Source organism: Streptococcus humanilactis, from assembly GCF_019448275.1.
Classification (GTDB): domain Bacteria; phylum Bacillota; class Bacilli; order Lactobacillales; family Streptococcaceae; genus Streptococcus; species Streptococcus humanilactis.
In genome coordinates, this window is sequence record NZ_JAHXBZ010000001.1 from 746,619 (window position 1) to 770,588 (window position 23,970).

The 23,970-nt window shown below is 42.0% G+C and carries 25 protein-coding genes; 2 read left to right on the plus strand and 23 right to left on the minus strand.

Annotation, left to right across the window (positions count from 1 at the left end; genetic code table 11):
• Positions 1-61: 61 nt before the first annotated feature.
• Positions 62-1,246: a CDF family manganese efflux transporter MntE gene (mntE, locus tag KV696_RS03555; RefSeq protein ID WP_049540828.1), complete on the plus strand. Its 1,185-nt coding sequence runs from the start codon at positions 62-64 to the stop codon at positions 1,244-1,246.
• A gap of 36 nt (positions 1,247-1,282) precedes the next feature.
• Here mntE and KV696_RS03560 read toward each other — a convergent pair whose 3' ends face one another.
• The 8 genes from KV696_RS03560 to cdaA form a co-directional block, all read right to left on the minus strand.
• Positions 1,283-3,154, minus strand: coding sequence for an ABC-F family ATP-binding cassette domain-containing protein (locus KV696_RS03560; protein ID WP_219966876.1), 1,872 nt, complete (start codon positions 3,152-3,154; stop codon positions 1,283-1,285).
• Positions 3,151-4,350, minus strand: a complete 1,200-nt coding sequence (locus KV696_RS03565) for a CCA tRNA nucleotidyltransferase (protein WP_081094059.1) — start codon at positions 4,348-4,350, stop codon at positions 3,151-3,153. Before KV696_RS03565 ends, KV696_RS03560 begins: the two co-directional genes overlap by 4 nt.
• Positions 4,347-5,114 carry a 4-hydroxy-tetrahydrodipicolinate reductase gene (gene dapB / locus KV696_RS03570; protein ID WP_060805853.1) on the minus strand — a complete coding sequence of 256 codons (768 nt, stop codon included), beginning with the start codon at positions 5,112-5,114 and terminating at the stop codon, positions 4,347-4,349. Before dapB ends, KV696_RS03565 begins: the two co-directional genes overlap by 4 nt.
• 275 nt (positions 5,115-5,389) lie before the next feature.
• Positions 5,390-6,238: a DegV family protein gene (locus KV696_RS03575; protein WP_033680549.1), complete on the minus strand. Its 849-nt coding sequence runs from the start codon at positions 6,236-6,238 to the stop codon at positions 5,390-5,392.
• A 1-nt stretch (position 6,239) separates the two neighbouring features.
• Positions 6,240-6,614 (minus strand): DUF1149 family protein, encoded by a 375-nt coding sequence (locus tag KV696_RS03580; RefSeq protein WP_001050081.1) that lies wholly within the window; start codon positions 6,612-6,614, stop codon positions 6,240-6,242.
• A 73-nt stretch (positions 6,615-6,687) separates the two neighbouring features.
• Positions 6,688-8,040 carry a phosphoglucosamine mutase gene (glmM, locus tag KV696_RS03585; protein WP_219966877.1) on the minus strand — a complete coding sequence of 451 codons (1,353 nt, stop codon included), beginning with the start codon at positions 8,038-8,040 and terminating at the stop codon, positions 6,688-6,690.
• Between the two features lie 24 nt (positions 8,041-8,064).
• Positions 8,065-8,829, minus strand: a complete 765-nt coding sequence (locus KV696_RS03590) for a CdaR family protein (protein WP_219966878.1) — start codon at positions 8,827-8,829, stop codon at positions 8,065-8,067.
• Positions 8,816-9,673 carry a diadenylate cyclase CdaA gene (gene cdaA, locus KV696_RS03595; protein WP_219966879.1) on the minus strand — a complete coding sequence of 286 codons (858 nt, stop codon included), beginning with the start codon at positions 9,671-9,673 and terminating at the stop codon, positions 8,816-8,818. The genes KV696_RS03590 and cdaA overlap by 14 nt, the downstream gene beginning before the upstream one ends.
• Positions 9,674-9,811: 138 nt before the next feature.
• Between cdaA and KV696_RS03600 the strand changes: the two genes are divergently transcribed.
• On the plus strand, positions 9,812-10,780 hold the full coding sequence (locus tag KV696_RS03600; protein WP_000081017.1) for an NAD(P)/FAD-dependent oxidoreductase: 969 nt from the start codon (positions 9,812-9,814) through the stop codon (positions 10,778-10,780).
• Between the two features lie 424 nt (positions 10,781-11,204).
• Here KV696_RS03600 and whiA read toward each other — a convergent pair whose 3' ends face one another.
• The 15 genes from whiA to KV696_RS03675 all read right to left on the minus strand — a co-directional run.
• Positions 11,205-12,116: a DNA-binding protein WhiA gene (whiA, locus tag KV696_RS03605; RefSeq protein ID WP_219966880.1), complete on the minus strand. Its 912-nt coding sequence runs from the start codon at positions 12,114-12,116 to the stop codon at positions 11,205-11,207.
• Positions 12,113-13,090, minus strand: a complete 978-nt coding sequence (locus KV696_RS03610) for a YvcK family protein (protein WP_219966881.1) — start codon at positions 13,088-13,090, stop codon at positions 12,113-12,115. Before KV696_RS03610 ends, whiA begins: the two co-directional genes overlap by 4 nt.
• The gene (gene rapZ / locus KV696_RS03615; RefSeq protein WP_050389336.1) at positions 13,087-13,977 is read right to left on the minus strand and encodes an RNase adapter RapZ; all 891 of its coding nucleotides are present in this window, start codon (positions 13,975-13,977) and stop codon (positions 13,087-13,089) included. The genes KV696_RS03610 and rapZ overlap by 4 nt, the downstream gene beginning before the upstream one ends.
• Positions 13,978-14,028: 51 nt before the next feature.
• Complete coding sequence (locus KV696_RS03620; protein WP_001140420.1) at positions 14,029-14,409, minus strand: RidA family protein; 381 nt, start codon at positions 14,407-14,409, stop codon at positions 14,029-14,031.
• 10 nt (positions 14,410-14,419) lie between these two features.
• Complete coding sequence (gene yihA / locus KV696_RS03625) at positions 14,420-15,007, minus strand: ribosome biogenesis GTP-binding protein YihA/YsxC (RefSeq protein ID WP_000422605.1); 588 nt, start codon at positions 15,005-15,007, stop codon at positions 14,420-14,422.
• 8 nt (positions 15,008-15,015) lie between these two features.
• Complete coding sequence (gene clpX / locus KV696_RS03630; RefSeq protein WP_012972566.1) at positions 15,016-16,248, minus strand: ATP-dependent Clp protease ATP-binding subunit ClpX; 1,233 nt, start codon at positions 16,246-16,248, stop codon at positions 15,016-15,018.
• A 36-nt stretch (positions 16,249-16,284) separates the two neighbouring features.
• The gene (locus KV696_RS03635; RefSeq protein WP_000442260.1) at positions 16,285-16,455 is read right to left on the minus strand and encodes a hypothetical protein; all 171 of its coding nucleotides are present in this window, start codon (positions 16,453-16,455) and stop codon (positions 16,285-16,287) included.
• Positions 16,455-16,961 (minus strand): dihydrofolate reductase, encoded by a 507-nt coding sequence (locus tag KV696_RS03640; protein WP_219966882.1) that lies wholly within the window; start codon positions 16,959-16,961, stop codon positions 16,455-16,457. Before KV696_RS03640 ends, KV696_RS03635 begins: the two co-directional genes overlap by 1 nt.
• Before the next feature lie 130 nt (positions 16,962-17,091).
• On the minus strand, positions 17,092-17,610 hold the full coding sequence (locus KV696_RS03645; RefSeq protein ID WP_045604665.1) for a Dps family protein: 519 nt from the start codon (positions 17,608-17,610) through the stop codon (positions 17,092-17,094).
• A gap of 231 nt (positions 17,611-17,841) precedes the next feature.
• Complete coding sequence (lytC, locus tag KV696_RS03650; RefSeq protein ID WP_219966883.1) at positions 17,842-19,356, minus strand: GH25 family lysozyme; 1,515 nt, start codon at positions 19,354-19,356, stop codon at positions 17,842-17,844.
• Between the two features lie 33 nt (positions 19,357-19,389).
• Positions 19,390-20,148, minus strand: coding sequence for a triose-phosphate isomerase (gene tpiA, locus KV696_RS03655; protein ID WP_000087891.1), 759 nt, complete (start codon positions 20,146-20,148; stop codon positions 19,390-19,392).
• Positions 20,149-20,245: 97 nt separating this feature from the next.
• Positions 20,246-20,923 (minus strand): DnaD domain-containing protein, encoded by a 678-nt coding sequence (locus tag KV696_RS03660; protein WP_219966884.1) that lies wholly within the window; start codon positions 20,921-20,923, stop codon positions 20,246-20,248.
• Positions 20,924-20,931: 8 nt separating this feature from the next.
• Positions 20,932-21,876, minus strand: coding sequence for a homoserine O-acetyltransferase MetA (gene metA / locus KV696_RS03665; protein ID WP_219966885.1), 945 nt, complete (start codon positions 21,874-21,876; stop codon positions 20,932-20,934).
• A 182-nt stretch (positions 21,877-22,058) separates the two neighbouring features.
• The gene (locus KV696_RS03670; protein ID WP_001049318.1) at positions 22,059-22,571 is read right to left on the minus strand and encodes an adenine phosphoribosyltransferase; all 513 of its coding nucleotides are present in this window, start codon (positions 22,569-22,571) and stop codon (positions 22,059-22,061) included.
• 208 nt (positions 22,572-22,779) lie between these two features.
• The coding region (locus KV696_RS03675) for a MucBP domain-containing protein (protein ID WP_219966886.1) at positions 22,780-23,970 on the minus strand (1,191 nt) is incomplete at its 5' end.

Below are 23,970 nucleotides of genomic sequence, written 5' to 3' on the forward strand. Positions count from 1 at the left end.
TGAATTTTCCCTTGAAAACCAGTATAATGATAGAATGCTATGTGACTAGAAAGGAAGTTGAATGAAGCAATCTATCTCAAATCTCAAGTTAGCTGAACGTGGGGCCATTATCAGTATTTCGACCTATTTAATCTTGTCTGCAGCCAAATTAGCAACTGGGCACCTCCTCCATTCATCCAGTTTGGTGGCAGATGGTTTTAACAACGTATCGGATATCATTGGAAATGTGGCCCTCTTGATTGGGATTCGAATGGCACGCCAGCCTGCAGACCGAGATCACCGTTTTGGCCACTGGAAGATTGAAGATTTGGCTAGCTTGGTCACTTCCATCATCATGTTCTATGTTGGTTTTGATGTTCTAAGGGATACCATTCAAAAGATTCTCAGTCATGAAGAAACGGTTATTGACCCTCTTGGTGCAACTCTTGGAATCATTTCTGCAGCGATTATGTTTCTAGTTTATCTCTACAATACTCGCCTCAGTAAGAAATCCAACTCTAAGGCACTCAAGGCCGCAGCAAAAGACAATCTTTCTGATGCTGTTACCTCACTTGGAACCACCATTGCCATCCTAGCTAGCAGTTTCAATTATCCCATTGTAGATAAACTGGTCGCCATCATCATCACTTTCTTTATCTTGAAAACTGCCTATGATATCTTCATCGAATCTTCCTTTAGCCTTTCAGATGGCTTTGACGACCGCCTGCTTGAGGACTATCAAAAGGCCATCATGGAAATTCCCAAAATCAGCAAGGTTAAATCTCAAAGAGGTCGCACCTACGGTAGCAACATTTATCTTGATATTACGCTAGAAATGAATCCTGACTTGTCTGTTTTTGAGAGTCATGAAATCGCGGATCAGGTCGAGTCTATGCTGGAGGAACGTTTTGGCGTCTTTGATACCGATGTCCATATTGAGCCAGCGCCTATCCCTGAGGATGAAATTTTAGACAATGTCTACAAAAAATTGCTTATGCGTGAACAATTGATTGACCAAGGAAATCAACTGGAAGAACTCTTGGCTGACGATTTTGTCTATATTCGTCAAGACGGAAATCAGATGGATAAAGAGGCCTATAAAGCCGAAAAAGACTTGAATTCTGCTATCAAGGACATCCAAATCACTTCCATCAGTCAGAAAACAAAACTCATCTGCTATGAGTTAGATGGTATCGTCCATACCAGTATCTGGCGTCGCCACGAAACTTGGCAAAATATCTTTCATCAAGAAACCAAAAAAGAATAGAGAAATCCTGTCACGAGACGGGATTTTTCTATTCTTCTAGCTATCAAAGTCACTTAGATATTCATAGCGTTCGTATTTTTTAAGGAGTGCTTCATTTTTCTCATCCAGTTCTTTTTGAAGAGTAGCTAGCTTACCAAAATCAGAGCCGTTAGCCTGCATTTCCTCTTCAATAGCAGCGATACGATTTTCCAAGGTTTCAATATCGCATTCAATGCTTGCCCACTCCTGCTTTTCTTGGTAGGTCATGCGTTTCTTGTCTTCACGGACCTTGACCACTTTCTCCTTTTCGACCTTTTGCACTTGATTGGCCATCTCTGTTTCAAAGGCTTTTTCATCAAGGTAATCGGTGTAATGACCAAAGAAAGGACGAATCTTGCCATCCTCAAAAGCCAGAATCTTGGTCGCTACCTTATCCAAGAAATAACGGTCGTGACTAACTGTCAAAACAGGTCCCGCAAATCCTTGCAAGAAATTCTCCAAAACTGTCAAGGTTGCAATATCCAAATCATTGGTTGGCTCGTCTAAAAGAAGAACATTTGGTTTTTCCAAGAGCAGTTTGAGGAGATAAAGGCGTTTTTTCTCTCCCCCAGACAATTTCTCAATCAAGGTTCCATGCGTCGAACGTGGGAAAAGGAACTGCTCCAGCAACTCTGCAATCGAAGTTGTAGAACCACCGCTGGTCTTGACCTCTTCTGCCACTTCCTGCAAGTAATTGATCACTCGCTTGCTTTCATCCAAGCCCTCAATTTGTTGAGAGAAATAGGCGATGCGAACAGTTTCCCCTATCACAACTTGACCTGCTGTCGGCTCAAGACTGCCAGCAATCAGGTTGAGCAGCGTTGATTTTCCAACACCATTGTCCCCAACGATTCCGATACGGTCTTTGGCCTGAACTAAGAGATTAAAATCTTGCAAAATGAGCTTGTTTTCATAGGCAAAGGAAACATCCTGAAACTCGATGACTTTCTTCCCAATACGACTGGTTTCAAAGTTCATAGTCAAGTCTGTCTCAGCAGTATTGCCTGAAACTTCCTTTTTCAGGTCGTGGAAACGATTGATACGAGCCTGCTGCTTGGTCGCACGCGCCTGCGGTTGTCTGCGCATCCAAGCCAATTCTTGCTTATAAAGTTGTTCTTTTTTATGAAGTAGAGCCGCGTCGCGCTCATCCTGTTCCGCCTTTAGGCGAACATAGTCCTGATAATTCCCTTGATACTCAGTCAATCCTGCTCGGTCCAACTCGAAAATCCGTGTTGACAAAGCATCTAGGAAGTAACGATCGTGGGTGATAAAAAGGACGGTCTTCTTAGAATTTTTCAAAAAGAGGGTCAGCCACTCAATAGTCGCTATATCTAAGTGGTTAGTTGGCTCATCCAGAAGCAATAGGTCGTGGTTACCAAGAAGAACTTGCGCCAACTGGACCCGTCTTCTTAGACCACCTGACAATTCCCCAACAGGAGTAGATAAGTCCTGAATACCCAACTTGCTGAGAACGGTCTTGACCTGACTCTCGATTTCCCAAGCTTGGAGAGAGTCCATTTCTGCCATGACACGTTCCAAACGCGCCTGCTTGTCCTCACTATAGTTGAGCATGATCAATTCGTACTCACGAATGAGCTGGATTTCCTTGAGGTCGCTAGATAGAACCGTATCCAAGACCGTCTTGCTATCATCAAAATCAGGATCCTGGGTCAAGTAACCAATCTGGTAGTCATTCTTAGCCGAAAAGGGACTAACATCCCCATCAAAGCCAGAAACACCAGAAAGAACATCTAAAAGAGTGGTCTTACCAGTCCCATTGACACCAATCAGACCGATTCTGTCTAGGTCATGGATGATAAAGGAAATATCCTTAAAAACGGTCTTGTCACCAACGGATTTACTTAGTTTTTCAACGATAAAATCACTCATTTTTTCTCCCTCAGATAATCATGGATGGCTTGACGGTCATTTTCCAATTCTCCATCGACAATGGCATATTCAATCTCTGTTAAAATCTCTCCCAAGTCTGGGCCCGGCTGATAACCATATTCCTTGATCAAAATACCACCGTTGATTTGGATTTCTTTCTTGTCATGAATGGTCAAGTTCTGGTAGGTTTCTGTGATGGCTTGTGGGTTGACTTCTTTTCCTTGGGCCTGACGAAGATTTTCAGCCTGTAAAAGTAAATCCAAGTCAAAGCGGTAACAATCGCGCTTGCTCAATTCTCCCTTTTCACGCAGAGCCAAAATAGTCAGCAAATCCTGAACCTGCTTGGCAAACTGACGTGAGGTCTTCCAAGCTTTCAAAAATGGCTGCGCATTTTCAATCTCCAAAGCCGACAGTAGAGCCGACCAAGCTTGTTCAGAGGATTCAAAGATAAAATCAGTCTCCAAATCAAACAGTCTATTGAGCTTGTCCTGGCTAGATTCCATATCAGGGAGATAATCATAAGCTTGACTCTCAATCATGGAAGCCAAACCCCTTCTCCAAAACGGAGCCAGCAAGAGTTTATCAAACTCAACGAAGGTACGCTCCACAGAAATTTTCTCCAAAAGTGGCGTCAAGGTCTTCATTGCTTTAAACGTTTCTGTCTCAAGTTCAAAGCCAAGACTGGCCTGAAAACGGAAACCACGCATAATCCGCAAAGCATCTTCGTTAAAACGCTCACTTGCCACTCCAACTGCTCGTAAGACTTGCTTTTCCAAATCTTCTAGCCCATGGAACAAGTCAATGATTTCCCCTGTCTCGTCCAAGGCAAAGGCATTGACTGTAAAATCACGGCGCTTGAGGTCTTCTTCTAGCGAGCGAACAAAAGAAACCGCACTAGGTCTACGATAGTCCACATAGACATCTTCTGTCCGAAAAGTAGTCACCTCATACTCCTCGTCCCCATCTAAGACCAAGACAGTTCCGTGCTCGATTCCGATATCGGCTGTTCGCGGAAAAATCTGCTTGGTTTCTTCTGGATAAGAAGACGTCGCAATATCCACATCATGGATAGGACGATTGAGGAGGGCGTCTCGAACAGAGCCCCCAACAAAATAGGCCTCAAAACCTGCTTCTTTAATTTTTTCTAATACTGGTAAAGCCTTCTGAAATTCAGAAGGCATTTGCGTTAATCTCATAATAAGTGTTCTAATCCATAGACAAGCTCATGACGCTTGACAACTTCTTTAATTCCCAAATTGACCCCTGTCATGAAGGAGCTGCGATCATAGGAGTCATGACGGAGGGTCAATCCTTCTCCTTGATTGCCAAAGATGACTTCCTGATGGGCTACTAAGCCTGGCAAACGAACTGAGTGGATGCGCATGCCATCAAAGTCAGCACCACGGGCACCAGTAATCAATTCTTCCTCATCTGCTGCACCTTGCTGAATAGACTCTCGAACTTCTGCCATCAACTCAGCTGTTTTAATAGCTGTGCCACTCGGAGCATCCTTTTTCTTGTCATGATGGAGCTCGATAATCTCCACATGTGGGAAATATTTGGCAGCCTGCTTTGCAAATTGCATGAGCAAGACAGCACCCAGGGCAAAGTTAGGGGCAATCAAACCACCCAAATCTTGGGCGCGAGAAAATTCTTTTAGCTCTGCAATTTCTTCACTAGTAAAGCCTGTCGTTCCAACTACTGGAGCAAAGCCATTTTCAAGAGCAAAGCGTGTATTTTCATAGGCAACAGCTGGAGTAGTAAAATCTACCCAGACATCCGCTTCAAAGCCTGCTAAATCAGCCTTATCCTTGAAAACAGGAATACCCTGCCATTCTGATTCAGACTCAAAGGGATCCAAAACTGCTACCAAGTCCAAGTCTGGATCAGCCAAGACCATCTGACAAGCAGCTTGGCCCATCTTTCCCTTAAAACCAGCAATAATTACTCGAATACTCATCTCTACTCCTGTCTAAGATACAAAACCTGTAGGAACACAAAGTGAAAATAGGAGTTTTGATCAAGAAGTGTCTACTCCTTGGAAGAACTATCTTTTTCACACAGGGTTCCAGGCGTGTTCAATTATCAAGATACAAAGGACGTTAGCTGCACAAGAAAATAGGGAATGACGCTGACTTTCCACAAAAGGCAAGACAGGCATCTTTTTTCATGAGGCAGGTAGTCCGTGTTCAATTGCTAAGATACAAGGCATCTTAACTAGTCTAGAAGCGCCAACTAAATCACTGGAATATAACCCAGAGCAATGCTTCCTGATCCTAGGTGTGTCCCAATGACACTACCAAATGTAGCTAGTGAAATATCCGTACCCACTCCAGATTCAAGCAAGTGCTGACGCAATTCCTCAGCCTTTTCAGGAGCATTCCCATGAATGACAATGACCCGATATTGGCCTGAAGCCGTTGTTTCCTTGATAATTTCAATTAAGCGTTTGGTTGCTTTCTTTTCAGTACGAACTTTTTCGTAAACTTCAATCACACCTTGGTCGTTGAAATAAAGGATTGGCTTAATGCTAAGCAAATTGCCTAAAATGGCAGCCCCATTTGAAAGGCGCCCACCTTTCACCAAATGATCCAAATCATCTACCATGATAAAGGCTGACGTACGGCTGATTTGAATGGCTAGCTTATCCTGAATGCTGGCAAAATCATCGCCCTGGTCACGCCAATTAAAGACGCTTTCAACCATGATACCCAGAGGAGCACTTGTAATCAAAGTGTCTGGAAAAGCAATGGTTAAGCCCTCATATTCATCTATCATATACTGGATATTTTGGTAAAAACCTGAAATTCCAGAAGATAGGAAAAGCCCCAAAGCATGAGTATAGCCTTGTTCTTTGAGCGAAGTTAAGATTTCATCTAACTTGGCAATACTTGGTTGACTAGTCTTAGGCAATTCAGAAGCCTGAGCCATTTTTTGGTAAAATTCCTCAGCAGTCAGATTGATTCCTTCGACATACTCCTCACCATCAATATTGACAGGAATATCCAAGACAAACAAATCTTCTCTTTGTAAGGTCTCTGCACTGAGATAGGCAGAGGAATCTGTGATAACAGCTAATTTCATATTAGAACTCCAAATTGATTCCTGGTAAGTCTAATGCAATTTCAGTTACTTCGTAAGTCAAACGGTTGAGCATGTTCAAACATGGACGGGCCAAAGTTTCAACTTCTTCTTGGTTCAATTCACTTGGTTCGTTAACAATACGACCATCGATATGATTTACCTGTGAAATGGTTCCACTGATGACAAATTTATCAAATACAATCATAAAACTCAAGACAACAATCAAAGAAGTCACTTGATTTTCTTGGTCATGTTGAATTAATTGGAAATTCACATCTACCTTAGTTTCAGGAGCTCCATTTTCATTTTCCCATTCAAAATTACGCGCATCAAAATGATACTGACTAACAAATTCTTGTTCACGTTTAAGATTCATGTCTTTCTCCCTCGGCTACAATATTATAAGCTATTGTACCATAATTTTTTATTTTCATCTAGTTTTCTAGGATTTAGTCAATCCCGATTTCAGCTCGAACTACGTCTGCGATGGTATCAACATAGTAGTCAACTTCTTCTGTTGTAGGCGCTTCTGCCATAACACGCAAAAGGGGCTCTGTTCCACTTGGACGAACAAGGATACGGCCATTCCCTGCCATTTCTTCTTCCATCTTCTCGATGATGGCCTTGATAGCTGGCACTTCCATAGCCTTTTCCTTCATGGTATTTTCCACTCGGATATTGACTAATTTTTGTGGATAGATAGTTACTTCTGCTGACAACTCTGACAAGCTCTTACCAGTTTCCTTCATGATTTTAGTCAATTGGACAGCAGACAATTGACCATCACCTGTTGTATTGTAGTCCATCAAGATGACGTGACCAGACTGTTCACCACCAAGGTTGTAGCCTGATTTTCTCATTTCTTCAACAACGTAGCGGTCTCCAACTGCAGTGACTGCCTTGTTAATACCTTCACGATCCAAGGCCTTGTGGAAGCCAAGGTTGGACATCACAGTCGTCACGATTGTATTTTGAGCCAATTGTCCTTTTTCAGAAAGATATTTTCCGATGATGTACATAATCTTGTCACCATCGACGATGTCGCCATTTTCATCAACAGCAATCAAACGGTCACTGTCTCCATCAAAGGCCAAACCGATAGCTGAACCGCTTTCTTTGACCACTGCTTGAAGGGTTTCTGGGTGTGTAGAACCAACATTAAGATTGATATTAAGACCATCTGGTGTTTCCCCGATAACCGTCAATTGAGCACCAAGATCAGCGAAAATCTGACGGGCACTGGTAGAAGCGGCACCATTGGCTGTATCCAAAGCCACTTTCATTCCTTCAAGTGGCGTTCCAGTTGAAACCAGATAGCTTTCATACTTACGCAAGCCTTCTGGATAATCTACCAAGGTTCCCAAGCCTTCAGCACTTGGACGAGGCAGAGTATCTTCGGCAGCGTCTAGCAAGGCTTCAATTTCTGCTTCTTTTTCGTCATCTAGTTTGAAGCCATCACCACCAAAGAACTTGATTCCATTATCAAGGGCTGGGTTGTGGCTAGCAGAGATCATGACACCTGCACTTGCTCCCTCTGTTTTGACCAAGTAAGCTACTGCTGGCGTAGCAAGGACACCAAGTTTGTAGACGTGAATCCCTACTGAAAGGAGACCTGCCACCAAGGCTGATTCTAGCATTTCTCCTGAAATACGTGTGTCACGTCCTACAAAGACTTTCGGTGCTTCCGTTTCATGCTGACTAAGAACATAGCCTCCAAAACGTCCTAGTTTAAAGGCCAATTCTGGCGTTAATTCTACGTTAGCTTCTCCACGGACTCCATCAGTCCCAAAATATTTACCCATTTTTATAAAATCCTTTTTCTATTTTTAATTCGTTTTTGAACTAGTTGCTTTCGTTGACGAAGATGCCTCCGACGAACTACTTGTGCTTGAACTTGGTGCTACTGGTTTTGTAGTGACCTTCATTGTTGTATCAAACGGAGTGATAACTACTGGTAAGACAACACCATTGCGGTCGATTGCCTGCAAAGGTACTGAACCACTGTAATTACCTGTTATGCGTTCGCTGGTTGGTAAAAGCGCAATAACTTTATCAATCTTAGATAATGTTTCCTGGTCAGTTGTGACCGAAACTCGTTCATTTGACACAGTTACACTATCAAGTTGTAGCTTAGGATCAATCTGGCTTTGGTCAACTTGTGGCACAACAATCATCCCATCTCGCTTAACCTTCTTCCCAACTTTCACTGTAATCTTTTGAGGCGTTGCCACAGCGGTCAATCCACTAGGAAGATTTTCAATATTCAAGGGAACTTCAATCGTTCCAACACTAGCATCTGTCAAATCCGCTGTCACCTTAAACTTACGAGTGCTTTCCTGCATTTCACTGGCCAAGGTCACACGATTGGCACCTGTCAATACAACTGAAACCTCTGATGCAAATCCGCTGATGAAATACTGGTCATCATCATAGTGAATATCGATAGGAACGTTCGTTATCGTATTGGTGTAGGTTTCTGATTTGACCTGCCTTACCGTATTATTATTTTGAAAATTAGTCGATGTTGCATAGATGAATAAGACACAAGCAAAAAAGAGAGATGAAATGATATATAGACTATTTTTTCTCATATTTCCAACCTCCTAGCAAACGGTCCTTAAAACTGACTTTTTCCTCAACAGCTGGCAAAAGAATTGCTCGTAGCTCTGCTTCAAATTCTTCAATCGTCAAATCATGCTTGAAAACCCCATTGTAGGTAATAGAAATACCACCTGTTTCCTCTGAGACGATGAAAGTCAAGGCATCGGACACTTCTGATAAACCGATAGCCGCCCGGTGTCTGGTCCCAAATTCCTTGGAAATCCCTGTACTTTCTGTCAAGGGCAGATAGGCAGAGGTCACCGCAATCCGATTTTCTCTGATAATCACAGCACCATCATGTAGAGGAGTGTTGGGAATAAAAATATTGATGAGGAGTTCAGCTGAAATGTTGGCATCCAAGGGAATTCCTGTCGCGATGTATTCTTGTAAGGTCCGAACCCGTTGAATGGCAACCAAAGCACCAATCTTACGGGGACTCATGTATTCAACTGACTTAACAAAGGCACGAATCATTTTCTCTTCTGCACTAATTTGAGTAGTAGAAAAGAAATCTGTCGCCCTTCCCAAGCGTTCCAAACCAGTCCGAATCTCTGGAGAGAAGATAACAACCGCAGCAATAACCCCATAGGTGATAATCTGATTAATCAACCAAGAAATCGTTGTTAAACCAAGGATATTTGCCACGACCTGGGCTAATACAAAGATCAAGACCCCCCGCACCAAAATCATAATCTTGGTGCCAGCTATCGCTTTTGTAAAACGATACAAAACATAGGTCACAATCAAAATATCAAACAGATTGATGGCAATACTCCAAGGACTAGAAAACAAACTGGTCCAATATTGCAGATTGGATAATTGTTGAAAGTTCATCTGCTGTCTCCTCTCTGTCCAAACACGTTCCTCTCTATTATACCATTTTTCTGGCATTTTTTTCCCTATCCTACTTCATTTTAAATTAAAGAAAAAATATGATAAAATAAATTGACTAGAAAAAACAAAGGAGAAACCATGTCTCAACTCTATGATATTACCATTGTAGGTGGTGGTCCTGTCGGGCTTTTTGCAGCCTTCTATGCCCACCTACGCCAAGCCAAGGTCCAAATCATCGACTCCCTTCCCCAACTAGGTGGACAACCTGCTATTCTCTATCCTGAAAAGGAAATCCTAGACGTCCCAGGTTTCCCAAATCTGACTGGAGAAGAATTGACCAACCGCTTGATTGAACAGTTAAACGGCTTTGATACCCCTATTCATCTCAATGAAACGGTTCTTGAGATTGAAAAACAAGAAGAAGGATTTGTCATCACAACTTCTAAAGGAAGTCACCTGTCTAAAACTGTTATCATCGCTATGGGGGGCGGTGCCTTTAAACCACGTCCGCTGGAACTAGAAGGCGTTGAGGGCTATGAAAACATCCACTACCACGTTTCCAATATCCAGCAATACGCTGGTAAGAAAGTGACGATTCTTGGTGGAGGAGACTCAGCTGTGGACTGGGCTTTGGCTTTTGAAAAAATTGCGCCAACTACCCTTGTTCACCGCAGAGATAATTTCCGCGCCTTGGAACACAGTGTTCAAGCCTTACAGGAATCATCTGTGACCATCAAGACACCATTCGTCCCTAGCCAACTCCTTGGAGATGGAAAAACGCTCGATAAACTTGAAATCACAAAAGTCAAATCTGATGAAACAGAAACTATTGACCTAGACCACCTCTTTGTCAACTATGGTTTCAAATCTTCTGTCGGTAACCTTAAAAACTGGGGTCTGGACCTCAACCGTCACAAGATTATCGTCAACAGTAAGCAAGAATCTAGCCAAGCAGGTATCTATGCTATCGGTGACTGCTGCTACTATGACGGAAAAATTGATCTGATTGCGACAGGGCTTGGAGAAGCACCAACCGCTGTCAACAATGCCATCAACTACATTGACCCAGAGCAAAAAGTACAACCAAAACACTCTACTAGTTTATAAAAAAGAACCACGAGCCACATAGGATTCGTGGTTTTAAAATTCATCTACGATCTGATCAGCTCATACCTTTCCCCTTCTTTTTCAAAAATCAAAAATGTCCTATCAAATTGATAAAGCATGTGATATAATAACGACGGCACTAACAATACGCCTTGGAAAAGGAGGTATTACAGATGCTAGAACTTCTCAAAATAGTACTTATCGCAGTCGTCGAGAATATCACCTCATGGCTAGTGACTCGTTGGTTAGACGATCACTTCGACAAGTAACCTTCCTGGTTAGTGCTATCTAACCCAGAAAAAATCCCCTTGGTATTGCAGTACCGAGGGGATTTCTGATAGCACTGAAATGCTAGAACTTCTCAATTCCTCTTTATTATCTCACATGCTCTGTTTAATTGTCAAGAAAGAGGTGTTTTATATCTTTATAACTCATCCGCTATCTTATTGATTTTTCTGAGTCTGTGGTTGACACCACTTTTGGTCAGGGGATTGCTGAGGCTATCCGCTAACTGCTGGATAGAGTAGTCTGGGTGCTGAATCCGCAGTTGCGCTACCTCCTGCAAATCCACTGGCAGATTTTCTAATCCCATAATATCTTTGATTTTGCTGATATTGTTGATAGTCTTCATGCTGGCAGAAACTGTCCGAGCGATATTGGCTGTCTCGGCATTATTGGCTCGATTGAGGTCATTACGGGTTTCTCGCAAAATCTTAACCCTCTCAAAATCATCACGCGCCTGCATGGCTCCGATTACTATCAAGAAATCCATAATATCTTCGGCTCGCTGGAGATAGGTCACAGCCCCCTTCTTGCGCTCAAGCACCTTGGCATCCAGTAAAAATTGCTGGAGAAGCGAGGAAATCCCTTGCGCATGGTCCAGATAAACAGAACTGATTTCCAACTGGTACTTACCTGATTCAGGGTCACGAATGCTTCCATTTGCCAAGAATGCACCACAGAGATAGGCACGACCTGCTTCCTCGTCTGATAAAATCTCCTCGTCAATACCTGTTTCCAGACCAAAGAAGGAGTCTGCCAAGTGCAAATCACTCAACAAGTCCTGCACTTTTTCATCTGTAAAAACGGTATAGACCCGATTCTTACGAAGATTACTTCTTTGGTGATGTCGAATTTCCGATTTGATTTCGTAGAAATGGAGAAAAGACTCATAGAGGTGACGAGCTAGCTTAGCATTTTCTGTCACAACAGACAGGGTCAAGCCCGAGGTCGAGAGACCGATGCTACCAGACATCTTGATAATGGCAGATAATTCATGCCGGCTTAGATGGTGCTGACCTAGGATTTCTTCTTTAACTGCTACTGTGAAACTCATTTTCTCACCTGTATAATCCGCATCAACTCGTCCACGAGCAAATCTCCATCGTGGAAGGCACCCCCATTTTCCAGACGAAGGAAGTTGGATGAAATCACACGCGGAACTCGCTTACAAAGACCAGCAAAATCATGCTCCACCTGTACCAAGTATTCATCAAACCGGTTGGAATTCATATATTCCTGAGGAACTTTTTCGATATTCACCAAGACCGTATCGATAAAAGGTCGGCCAAGGTGACGATGCAAGACTTCCACGTGGTCGCTATCTGTAAAATGTTCCGTCTCCCCACGTTGGGTCATAATATTGCAGACATAAGCGATTTCTGCCTTGGTTTCCAAAAGAGCCTGGCCGATTTCTTTAATCACGATATTGGGCAAAATCGAGGTAAAGAGGGAACCTGGCCCTAGGACAATCATGTCACTTTCAAGAATGGTCTGCACTACTCGACGGCTAGCCAGAGGTGTATCATCGTTGAGGGTATTGGTCACATAGACATGGTCAATCATGCCCGGATGGTCTGCAATATGGCTCTCTCCAGCCACCTCTGTCCCATCCTGAAAGACTGCGTGCAGGGTCAAAGGATGGTCACTGGAAGGATAAATCTTCCCAGTTGTGTGGAAAAATTTACTCAGCAACTGCATAGCATTGTAGGTCGAACCCTGCATTTCTGACAGACCCGCAATAATGAGATTGCCCAATGGATGGCCAGCAAAGGCTCCAGCATCTTCAGAAAAGCGATACTGAAAGACTTTCTCATAAAACTTAGGCATATCCGACATAGCCACAAGGACATTGCGAAGATCGCCTGGCGGTGTCAATTGCTGCATATTTTTTCGGAGTTCACCTGATGAACCACCATCATCTGCCACCGTTACGATAGCTGCGATTTCCACATCTTTTTCCCGCAGACTTTTAAGAATGACGGGGATCCCAGTCCCTCCACCAATCACCGTTATCTTTGGTTTTCTCATGAACGGTTTACCGTTTCCTTTCTTCGGTCTTTGTCTCGATGCCCTTCATTGACAGGCCAATTCTTGGATAAGTCCTGCGCCAAGCGTTTAGCAAAGGCCACACTACGGTGTTGCCCACCCGTACATCCCATGGCAATGGTCAAAACGGACTTACCTTCCTTTTGGTAACTTGGCAAAATCGGTTCAATCAAGGCCAACAAATGTTGATAAAAGTCTTCGGACTCAGGGTGGTTCATGACATAGTGATACACTGGTTCATCTACACCCGTTTGATTTCGTAACTCTGGAAGGTAGTATGGATTTGGCAAGAAACGGACATCAAAGACCAAATCCGCATCAATTGGGATTCCATATTTAAAGCCGAAAGACATGACTTCGATACGGAAAGACTGGGCTTGTTCTTGGTCTGAAAACTGCTCTGCAAGTGTTTTGCGCAGCTCACGTGGAGTGAGTTCAGTCGTATCCACCACATTTTGGCTCATATTTTTCAAAGGCGCCAAGAGCTCACGTTCCAGCTTGATTCCATCCAAAATCCGTCCATCTGCTGCTAGTGGGTGACTCCGTCTGGTTTCCTTGTAACGCGCGACCAATTCCTTATCAGCTGCATCCAAAAAGAGAATTTTAAAGTCCAGTTCTTCCTTATTTTCCAACTCATCCAAAACAGCTTGAATCTCTGAGAAGAAAGAACGGCTACGCATGTCTACTACCAAGGCCAACTTATGGTCGTCTTCCTTTGTTTCCACCAACTGCAAAAACTTAGGCAAGAGAGCTGGAGGCATATTATCAATAGTAAAATAACCCAAATCTTCGAAGGACTGAATGGCAACTGTTTTCCCTGCACCACTCATTCCTGTCACAATCACCAAGTGAAGTTGTTTCTTTGTCATCTTTTTCTCCTTATATCAAAAGAAGTTTGGCAACACCAAACTTCAACTAGCTTATCCAATCTCTGCGATGACTTCAATTTCGACTTTTACATCACGAGGAAGACGAGCTACCTCTACTGCTGAACGAGCTGGAAATTCCTCTTTAAAGGCCGTTTGGTAAACCTCGTTAAAAGGAACAAAGTCGTTCATATCGCTCAAGAAACAAGTTGTTTTGACAACATGGTCAAAATCTGTTCCTGCTTCTGCCAAAATAGCACCGATGTTTTTTAAGACTTGCTCTGTCTGTTCTTGAATCGTTTCTCCAACGATTTCCCCAGTTTCAGGAGAGAGAGGAACTTGACCACTAGCAAACAAAAGGTTGCCAACGATTTTTCCTTGAACATAGGGTCCGATAGCCTTTGGAGCTTTGTCTGTATGAATTGTTTTTGCCATTTTCTTTTCCTCACAATTTTTCTAAGATTGCATCCCAAGCCTCATCCATCCCTGCCTTGCTGACAGATGAAAAGAGGATGAAGTCGTCACTTGGGTCAAAGTTCAATTTCTTTTTGATTGCTGATTCGTGCTTGTTCCATTTACCACGAGGAATCTTGTCCGCCTTGGTCGCAACGATGATAACCGGAATCTCATAATACTTGAGAAATTCGTACATCTGTACATCATCTGCTGACGGGTCATGACGAAGGTCAACTAGACTGACAACCGCACGGAGATTTTCCCGAGTCGTTAGGTACTCCTCAATCATACGCCCCCACTTTTCACGTTCCTTTTTAGAAACACGGGCATAGCCATAACCAGGCACATCCACAAAGCGCATCTTATCGTCGATATTAAAGAAATTGAGAAGCTGGGTTTTACCAGGTTTACCTGATGTTCGGGCTAGATTCTTGCGGTTCAGCATGGTGTTGATAAAGCTAGACTTACCAACATTTGAACGCCCTGCTAGGGCAATCTCTGGCAGTTCATCCTGCGGATAGTGGGATTTATTAGCCGCACTGAGCAAGATTTCAGCATTATGTGTATTAAGTTCCATAGTCACCTCTAGGCTGTTTCTAGGATTGGTTTATCCGTTCCATCGACAGCTTCTTTCGTGATGCGAACCAATTTCACATTTTCCTGACTCGGTACTTCAAACATGACATCTAGCATGGTTTCTTCGATAATCGAGCGAAGACCACGCGCACCTGTCTTCCGTTCGATGGCCTTATTGGCAATCTCTTGAAGGGCCTCGTCGTCAAATTCCAACTCGACATCATCATAAGAAAGCAAGGTTTGATATTGTTTCACCAAAGCATTTCTTGGCTCTTTCAAGATACGAACCAAATCATCTACTGTCAACTGTTCAAGAGCAGCAAAGACAGGCAAACGTCCAATCAACTCAGGGATAATACCAAATTTTTGAATATCTTCTGCGATGATTTCTTGCATGTAGGAGCTGTTTTCATCAATCGCCTTATTGTTTTGACCAAATCCGATGACTTTTTCACCCAGACGTTGTTTGACGATTTCTTCAATACCATCAAAAGCACCACCCACGATGAAGAGGATATTTTTGGTATCGACTTGAATCATCTCTTGTTGTGGATGTTTACGTCCACCTTGAGGCGGAACACTAGCAACGGTTCCCTCGATAATCTTGAGAAGGGCTTGTTGCACACCTTCACCAGAAACATCACGTGTGATCGATACGTTCTCGCTCTTCTTAGCAATCTTGTCAATTTCATCCACATAGATAATGCCACGCTCTGCTCGCTCAATGTTAAAGTCAGCAGCCTGCAATAGTTTGAGGAGGATATTTTCTACGTCCTCACCCACATAACCAGCCTCAGTAAGAGCTGTCGCATCCGCAATGGCAAAAGGTACATTTAAACTCTTAGCCAAGGTCTGAGCAAGGAAAGTTTTCCCTGAACCAGTTGGGCCAATCATTAAGATGTTTGATTTCTGCAAATCCACATCTTCTGACTCTTCACGCGTATCGTGGAAATTGATGCGTTTGTAGTGGTTGTAAACTGCAACTGCTAAAGCCCGTTTGGCACGATCTTGACCGATTACATAGTGGTTCAAGATATGGAGAAGTTCGATTGGTTTTGGAACTTCTGACAAGTCTGCCAAGACTTCCTCAGCCAACTCTTCCCGAATGATTTCCTGGGCTAACTCCACACATTCATTACAGATAAAGGCGTTGTTGCCAGCGATTATTTTTTGTACTTCTTCTTGGCTTTTGCCACAAAATGAGCAATAAACCATCATATCATTATTCCTATTTGTAGGCATGATTTCCTTCCGTTCTATTCTATACTGTCATTCTATCTAAAATAAGGTCATGTAAAAAGCATGGATACTATTGACCAAATTGGTAAAGGCATTTAACCAGAGCAGGACAGAAAGTCCATAGCGCTTTTTACGAAAAGCCTGTGCCCCTGCAAGCAAGCAGACCAAACACAGCATGGCTGTGAAAAAACCAAATATACTACGTTCCATTAGACTTCCTTTCTCTTTCGGTATTGGATAGTAAAATCATAAGGATTTTTGTCATCTTTGGTATAAGATTTGCTTGAAACCGTCTCAAAAAGAGACAAGTCAAACTCTTCAGGAAAATAGGTATCACCCTCCACCCGAGCATGAATTTGAGTCACAATCACTTCATCAAGGTAGGGTTCAAAAGCCTGAAAAATCTGCTTCCCACCGATAATGTAGAGATTCTTTTCTTGGGCCTGATACCAGTCGAGAACAGACTGGACATCCTGAAAAGTAGCAACTCCATCTATCTTTTCTTCTGGATTACGAGTCATAATCAAGGTCTCCCGTTTTGGAAGCAAGCGGCGCCCCATCCCATCAAAGGTCACGCGCCCCATCAAGATAGCATGATTTAGAGTTGTTTCTTTGAAGTGTTGCAGTTCTGCTGGCAAATGCCAAGGCAGACGATTGTCCTTACCAATCACACCCTCTTCATCCTGGGCCCAAATAGCTACGATTTTCTTAGTCATGCTTCCATCCTTTTCACTGATAGTACTATTTTATCAAAAAACTCAAAAAAAGACTGGTTTGGAATAGCTTACAGAATAGAAAAAATCCGTAAGAGACATCCTACAGATTTTTATATGATTATTCTATTTCTTACAAACCAGGTGCTTGTCCAAGTTCTGCTGCAATCATCCAAACTGTTTTCTCAAGTTCAGCCTTAGCACCAACAAAGATATCGTTTGTAACATCATCGCCTTCTTCGTCAGTCACATCCAAAGCTTTTTGGAAAAGAGTGATGAGGTAGCGATAAATAGCTAGAACGCGTTCCAAGCTTTCTTCAACGTTACGGAATTCTCCTTCTTCTTCTTCGATTTCACTGTGTTGAAGGAATTCTGTCAAAGTTGAGTAAGGTTTGCCACCAAGGGTAATTAAACGTTCGCTGATTTCATCCAAGTGACCATCAAGAGCATCCATGTACTCATCCATTTTTGGATGCCATACAAGGAAACCACGACCACGCATGTACCAGTGCACTTGGTGCAAAGCCACATGAGCTACATACAAATCAGCAACTGCTTGGTTCAAGACTTCCTTTGTTTTTGCCAATGCTACTGGCGCTGCTTTTGTCAATGATGTTACGTCTTTTACTGCTTCTTTTTTCAATTCTACCATTTTATTTTACCTCATTCATTATTATTTGTAATCACTTCTTACTGATTACTACCTTAGTATACTACTAAGTAAAACCAATAGCAAGCAAAATGACTCACATGAGAAAAGTTGCAATAGACTGATAATTTAAGAATTTTTAGAATAAAACACAGTCACTTTCAAACTCTCTTAACAGCGATAAAATAAAGAAAAGAGCATACAATTTGTAGGCGCTTTTCTCAATTTTACATCTTAATACCAAACGCTGACGTCAACACGACCACGAATTCCTTTTAAGTATTCAGATGAAGTATATTGCCAACCTTTTGAACCTGAATAATGAGAATTATTCCAATCAAGCGCATCAGTATAAGCAGCAACCCAATTGACATGTTGTAAAATATCAGGATGATTTAAACGAGTTTGCAAAAGTTGACGGTAGCTATAAACATTCACATTTTGATAACCAGCCTGTTTCATTGTTGCCATATACTTGTTGATAATCTTGACCCAGGTTCCAGTATCACTTGGAGCTCTCTTGGTCTTATTGCCATATTCCCAGTTCTCAACATCGTAGTAGATAGGGTAAGACAAGTTCATCTTGTATTTTTTCAAGAGTTCAATGGTTTGATTAGCATCATTCTCAGCATCGGTCTCATTTTCAGCATAAGTATAAAGGTAAACACCGTAAGGAATTCCAAGACGGTTTAACTCCTTAATATTATGAGCCAATTCCTTGTCCTCAGTTCCACTATAGCCCAAACGAACAATAACTCCATCAACGCCATTATCATCGATGACCTTTTTCCAGTCACTGATACGACCATTGTGTTCACTGACATCGATAACTTTTTTAACTTGATCAGTCCCAACTTGTTCTTCACGATGGTTAAAGAAATAACGTCTGCCATTTCGGTGAACCCAGCCAACATTCAAGTCTTTCTTTTCTTTTAACTCACCTGAGTCAGAAAAAATATAGCGAGCATCATCCATGACTAATTCACCAGTCGCCATAGCACCACTTCCTGTCAAATAGTAGTTACCCTGCCACTCATCTTTGGCCATGTAACCCCACTTCTTGAAATAGTACCACTTGCCGTCTACCTTTTGCCACTCTTGATTTGCATAAGAACCATCGGACTTGAGATAGAAGTAAGATGAATAGGCTGGATCATAAAGCCATTCATTTTGCATCATGGCACCTTGACCATTCAAGAAATAATTTCCCTGCCATTGACTTTTAGCCATATAGCCCCACTTCTTAAAATAGTACCATTTACCTCCAACAGAATGCCATTCCTGGTTAGCATAAGAACCATCAGACTTCAGGTAAAACCAATTCTTATAGGCGTTATCATAAACCCATTCATTCTTAGCCATATAACCACCTAATTTTAGGTAGTAATTGCCCTGCCACTCATTTTGAGCATAACGACCGTCTGACTTAATATAAAACCAAGCCTTATAGTAGTTATCAAAAATCCACTCACTCTTTGCTTTGGAACCATCAGCCTTTACATAATAATCTCCCTCCCAGTGGGCAGAAGCAGTGGTCTTTACACCTGCACTCGTTTGAGTGTTATTAGAAGACTGATTTTGCTCTGAACTACTTGAAACTGTCCTTGCATCCTGCGAAGTTTTTGCTACTTCAGTTTCATTTGCAGCTACATGACTAACTGCCAAGCCTAGTAAAAAGATACTTGCTAATCCAATTTTTCCAATCTTTGTTTTCAATCTTTCCTCTCCTATAAAAAATGGAACAGACATCTGAATGCTGTTCCACCTAGCTTTTGCTACTGATTATTTTACAAAGTCAAGCAAAGCCAAGAAGCTTTCTGCTTCAAGTGACGCACCACCAACAAGGGCACCGTCAACGTCTGGGCAAGCCATGTATGAAGCAACGTTTTCAGGTTTAACAGAACCACCGTATTGAACACGAACTTTGTCCGCAACTTCTTGACCAAAGTCAGCAGCTACAACGTCACGAACAACTTTACACATTTTTTGTGCATCGTCTTGTGAAGCTGATTTACCAGTACCGATAGCCCAGATTGGCTCGTAAGCGATAACTGATGCAGCAACTTGTTCAGCAGTCAATCCAGCCAATGCAGCAGATACTTGAGCACCTACGAATTCAGCAGCTTTACCAGCTTCATAAGTTTCAAGTGATTCACCACAACAGATGATTGGAAGCATGCCGTTTGCAAAGATTGCTTTTGCTTTTTTGTTGATATCTTCGTCAGTTTCATGGAAGTAGTCACGGCGTTCTGAGTGACCAATAACAACGTAGTCAGTACCGATTTCTTTCAAAACTTGTGGGCTAGTTTCACCAGTGAAAGCACCTGCATTTTCAAAGTAGCAGTTTTGAGCAGCAACTTTAAGGTTTGAACCTTTAGCAGCAGCAAGAACAGCTGTCAAATCAAGAGCTGGAGCAGCGATACCTGCTTCAACAAGATCTGATGAAGGAAGTTTTGATGCAACTGCTTCAACGAATGCTTTAGCTTCTTCTGGATTTTTGTTCATTTTCCAGTTACCAGCGATAAATGGTTTACGTGACATTTCACATACCTCTTTTTTCAATTTATTTTCTATTTATTTTATCACAATTAGACACAGCTTGCAAATCTTACTCGGATTTCAATCCTGCTTACATGGATTAATCCTTCCAGAGATCCATGGCATTTCTGAAATCTGCAGATACCTGTGTCAACTGAGGATTGCTGGATTCTCTTTCTGCCCTCTTGGCCTCGATTTGAGGCACACTCTTGATTCCTTCATGGCGCCAATTTCTCAAAATCGCCTGAATGTACTTCCAGTTTGCTTTTCCATTTAAAACAGCTTCACGAAGAGCTTCCTTAATCAAGTCAGCACTGGTCCCATCTTCCTTTAGTGTCTTGGTCAAATCCTCAATCTCAAAAGGGGTCAACAAGCGTCCTAATTCCTGCTGGAAGGTTTCTACCAAATCCTTAAGCTGGTTTTGAGGTGTCAACTGGTCTGAACTCGAAGTAGGAGCTCCAAGCAAGTCATCCAAACGTTCCAAAGCCAAACTAGCATCAAAAAGCAATTCAATTTCGCCATTTAGTTCGATAGTACGATACTGGAGCAGTCCCCTTTCCGTCAGATTGGAAATGGACTGGTTGACATCCGAAATTTCCTTACCAATCCTTTCAGCAATCTGGCTTGGAGACATTTCTTCTAAGCCAGTCGTATTTTGCAAATAGAAAAATTGCCAGACCAGAAAATCGTCGCTGGAAGGAAAGAGTTCCTTAAAATGCAAGAGCAGGGCACTCGGCAAAACCAAGTTCCCTGATTTAAAAGCGTCTAAATATGTCATAATTCCTCTTATAAATACCCATATGCAGATGCATCATCTTCTATCTTTCTCCAGTCAAAAGGTGTCTCCTGATAGACTGCATAATTCACCCAGTTACTGAAAAAGAGGGCTGCTGATGAAGACCAACAAAGACAAGGTGTCTGGTTGACATCATCATCCTTAAAGTAATTTTCTGGAATATGTGGATCCAAACCTGCATCACGATCTCGGAAATACTCTTTTGCTAAGGTATCACGGTCATATTCCAAATGCCCAAAACTATAAATTTCACGTAAATCACGACTGGCCAAAATCGAAACCCCAACCTGAGGTCCTTCTGATAAAATCTCAAGATTGGTTTTGTTTAAGATCTCTTCCTTAGAAATCTCCGTGTGCCGTGAATGAGGGGATACATAGCTATCGTCAAAGCCTCTAAAGAGAAGGTGCCCTTCTTTTAAAGCATCCTGAGGATAAATACCTGATAACTTACTGTCCATCTGGTATTTTTCCACCCCATAACGCAGATAGAGTCCCGCCTGAGCCCCCCAACAGATATGGAGGGTCGAATAGACATGGGTCTTAGACCACTCAAGCACCTGGGTAAATTCCTCCCAATAGTCCACTTCCTCAAATGGTAAATGCTCAACTGGAGCACCCGTGATAATCATCCCATCAAAATACTCGTCCTTGACTTGAGGAAAAGTTTTATAGAAGGTCTCCATGTGTTCTGAACGAGTTGTCTTGGAACGATGGCTCTCCATATAGAGGAAATCAATATCCAGTTGTAGAGGTGTATTGGCCAAATGGCGTAACAACTGGGTTTCTGTGACCATTTTCTGTGGCATGAGATTTAAAATTAAAATCTTCAAAGGACGGATATCTTGGTGGGCCGCACGTTGATCATCCATGACAAAGATATTCTCTGTCCGTAAAATCTCAACAGCTGGTAGTTTTTTATCAATTCGAATCGGCATAACCCTCTCCTAACTGTACTCTTTCAGGAATAATTGCATATGTTTGAAGCCAAATCTCAAACACTTAGTCCTTTTATTATACTGCAAGAAGATATAGTTTTCAATTATAGTTTTTCTCTAACTAACTATAGTCTGTTTTTATATCCTAATGTAGAGAAAACAGCCCTAGGGACTGTTTTTCATTAATAATGCATAAGAACCTTGTAATCGTAGTCACCGATTTTTTCACGACCGTTCAATTCATCCAATTCAACAAGGAAGGCACAACCTGCTACAACACCACCAAGTTTTTCAATCATCTCGATAGTTGCCTTAACAGTTCCACCTGTTGCCAAGAGGTCATCTACGATAAGAACACGTTGACCTGGCTTAATAGCGTCAGCATGCATAGTCAAGGTATCAACACCGTACTCTTTTTCATAGTCAGCAGAAATAACTTCACGTGGCAATTTACCTGGTTTACGAACAGGTGCAAAACCAATTCCCAACTCAAAGGCAACTGGACAGCCCACGATAAATCCACGAGCCTCAGGACCTACAATCATGTCAATTTTCTTGTCAGTCGCATACTGAACGATTTCACGAACAGCGTAGCTATAAGCATTCCCATCAGCCATCAAAGGACTGATATCACGGAAGGTAATCCCTTCCTTTGGATAATTTTCAATTGTTGCAATATAATCTTTTAAATTCATCTTTTTCTTTCTTTCAAAGTTTTTACTCTCTATTATACCATATTTTCTCCAAAATAAGAAAGTATAACCATTATTTCCTAATTAAGAGCTCGATGTCGATGTCCACTCTGTGACCCCGGTGACAACAGCAAAAAGCTGATGAATCATTCGATTCATCAGCTTTAGGGATGATATGTTCATTTCAAACAAATCAGATCAATTAGAAGGCTTAGTCTTCTTTCTTCTTGCGAGCTACAAGACCAAATCCACTCAATACTCCGAGAAGTCCCAGTGCTGCAAGGCTAGCATTGTCTTCTGTACCAGTATTTGGCAATTCGCGCTTAGCTTCAGCTTCTTTCATTGCTGTTGCTTGTACTGGTTGTGCTGGAGTAGCCGATACTTGAGGTTTAGCTGGCTGTTCAGGCATTGCTGGAGTAGCTGGCTCAACTGGTTGTACTGGTTTTTGAGATTGAATCTTACGGTAAACATTGTGAACATTACCATTAGCATCTGTTTTTGTACGAACTAACTCATAACCTTCTAATGACTTACCTGGATGTGATCCATTTTCGTCTGGAATAATCAATTCACCATTTTCATCTACATAAGTTGTGATGACCTTGTATTCGAATGGAGTAGGAGTAGGTGTTGGAGCCGGTGGCGTTACTTTTTCGTAGACGTGTTCTGTATTTCCATTTGGAAGTTTCTTAGTTTCCACGAAACGGTAACCTGGGATAGCTTTCTTAGGTTGGTTACCTTCTTCATTTGGTGAAACTGGCTTACCACTTTCATCTACAAATGATGTTGTTGTCTTAACTACTTTACGGTAAACGTGAGTTACGTTACCTTCTTTATCAGTTGTAGTTGTTACAAACTCATATCCTGGAACGTCTTTCTTAGGTTGGTTACCTTCTTCATTTGGTGAAACTGGCTTACCACTTTCATCTACAAATGATGTTGTTGTCTTAACTACTTTACGGTAAACATGAGTTACATTACCATCTTTATCAGTTGTAGTTGTTACAAACTCATATCCTGGGATAGCTTTCTTAGGTTGGCTACCTTCTTCATTTGGTGAAACTGACTTACCACTTTCATCTACGAATGATGTTGTTGTCTTAACTACTTTACGGTAAACATGAGTTACATTACCTTCTTTATCAGTTGTAGTTGTTACAAACTCATATCCTGGAACGTCTTTCTTAGGTTGGTTACCTTCTTCATTTGGTGAAACTGGCTTACCACTTTCATCTACAAATGATGTTGTTGTCTTAACTACTTTACGGTAAACGTGAGTTACATTACCTTCTTTATCAGTTGTAGTTGTTACAAACTCATATCCTGGGATAGCTTTCTTAGGTTGGCTACCTTCTTCATTTGGTGAAACTGACTTACCACTTTCATCTACGAATGATGTTGT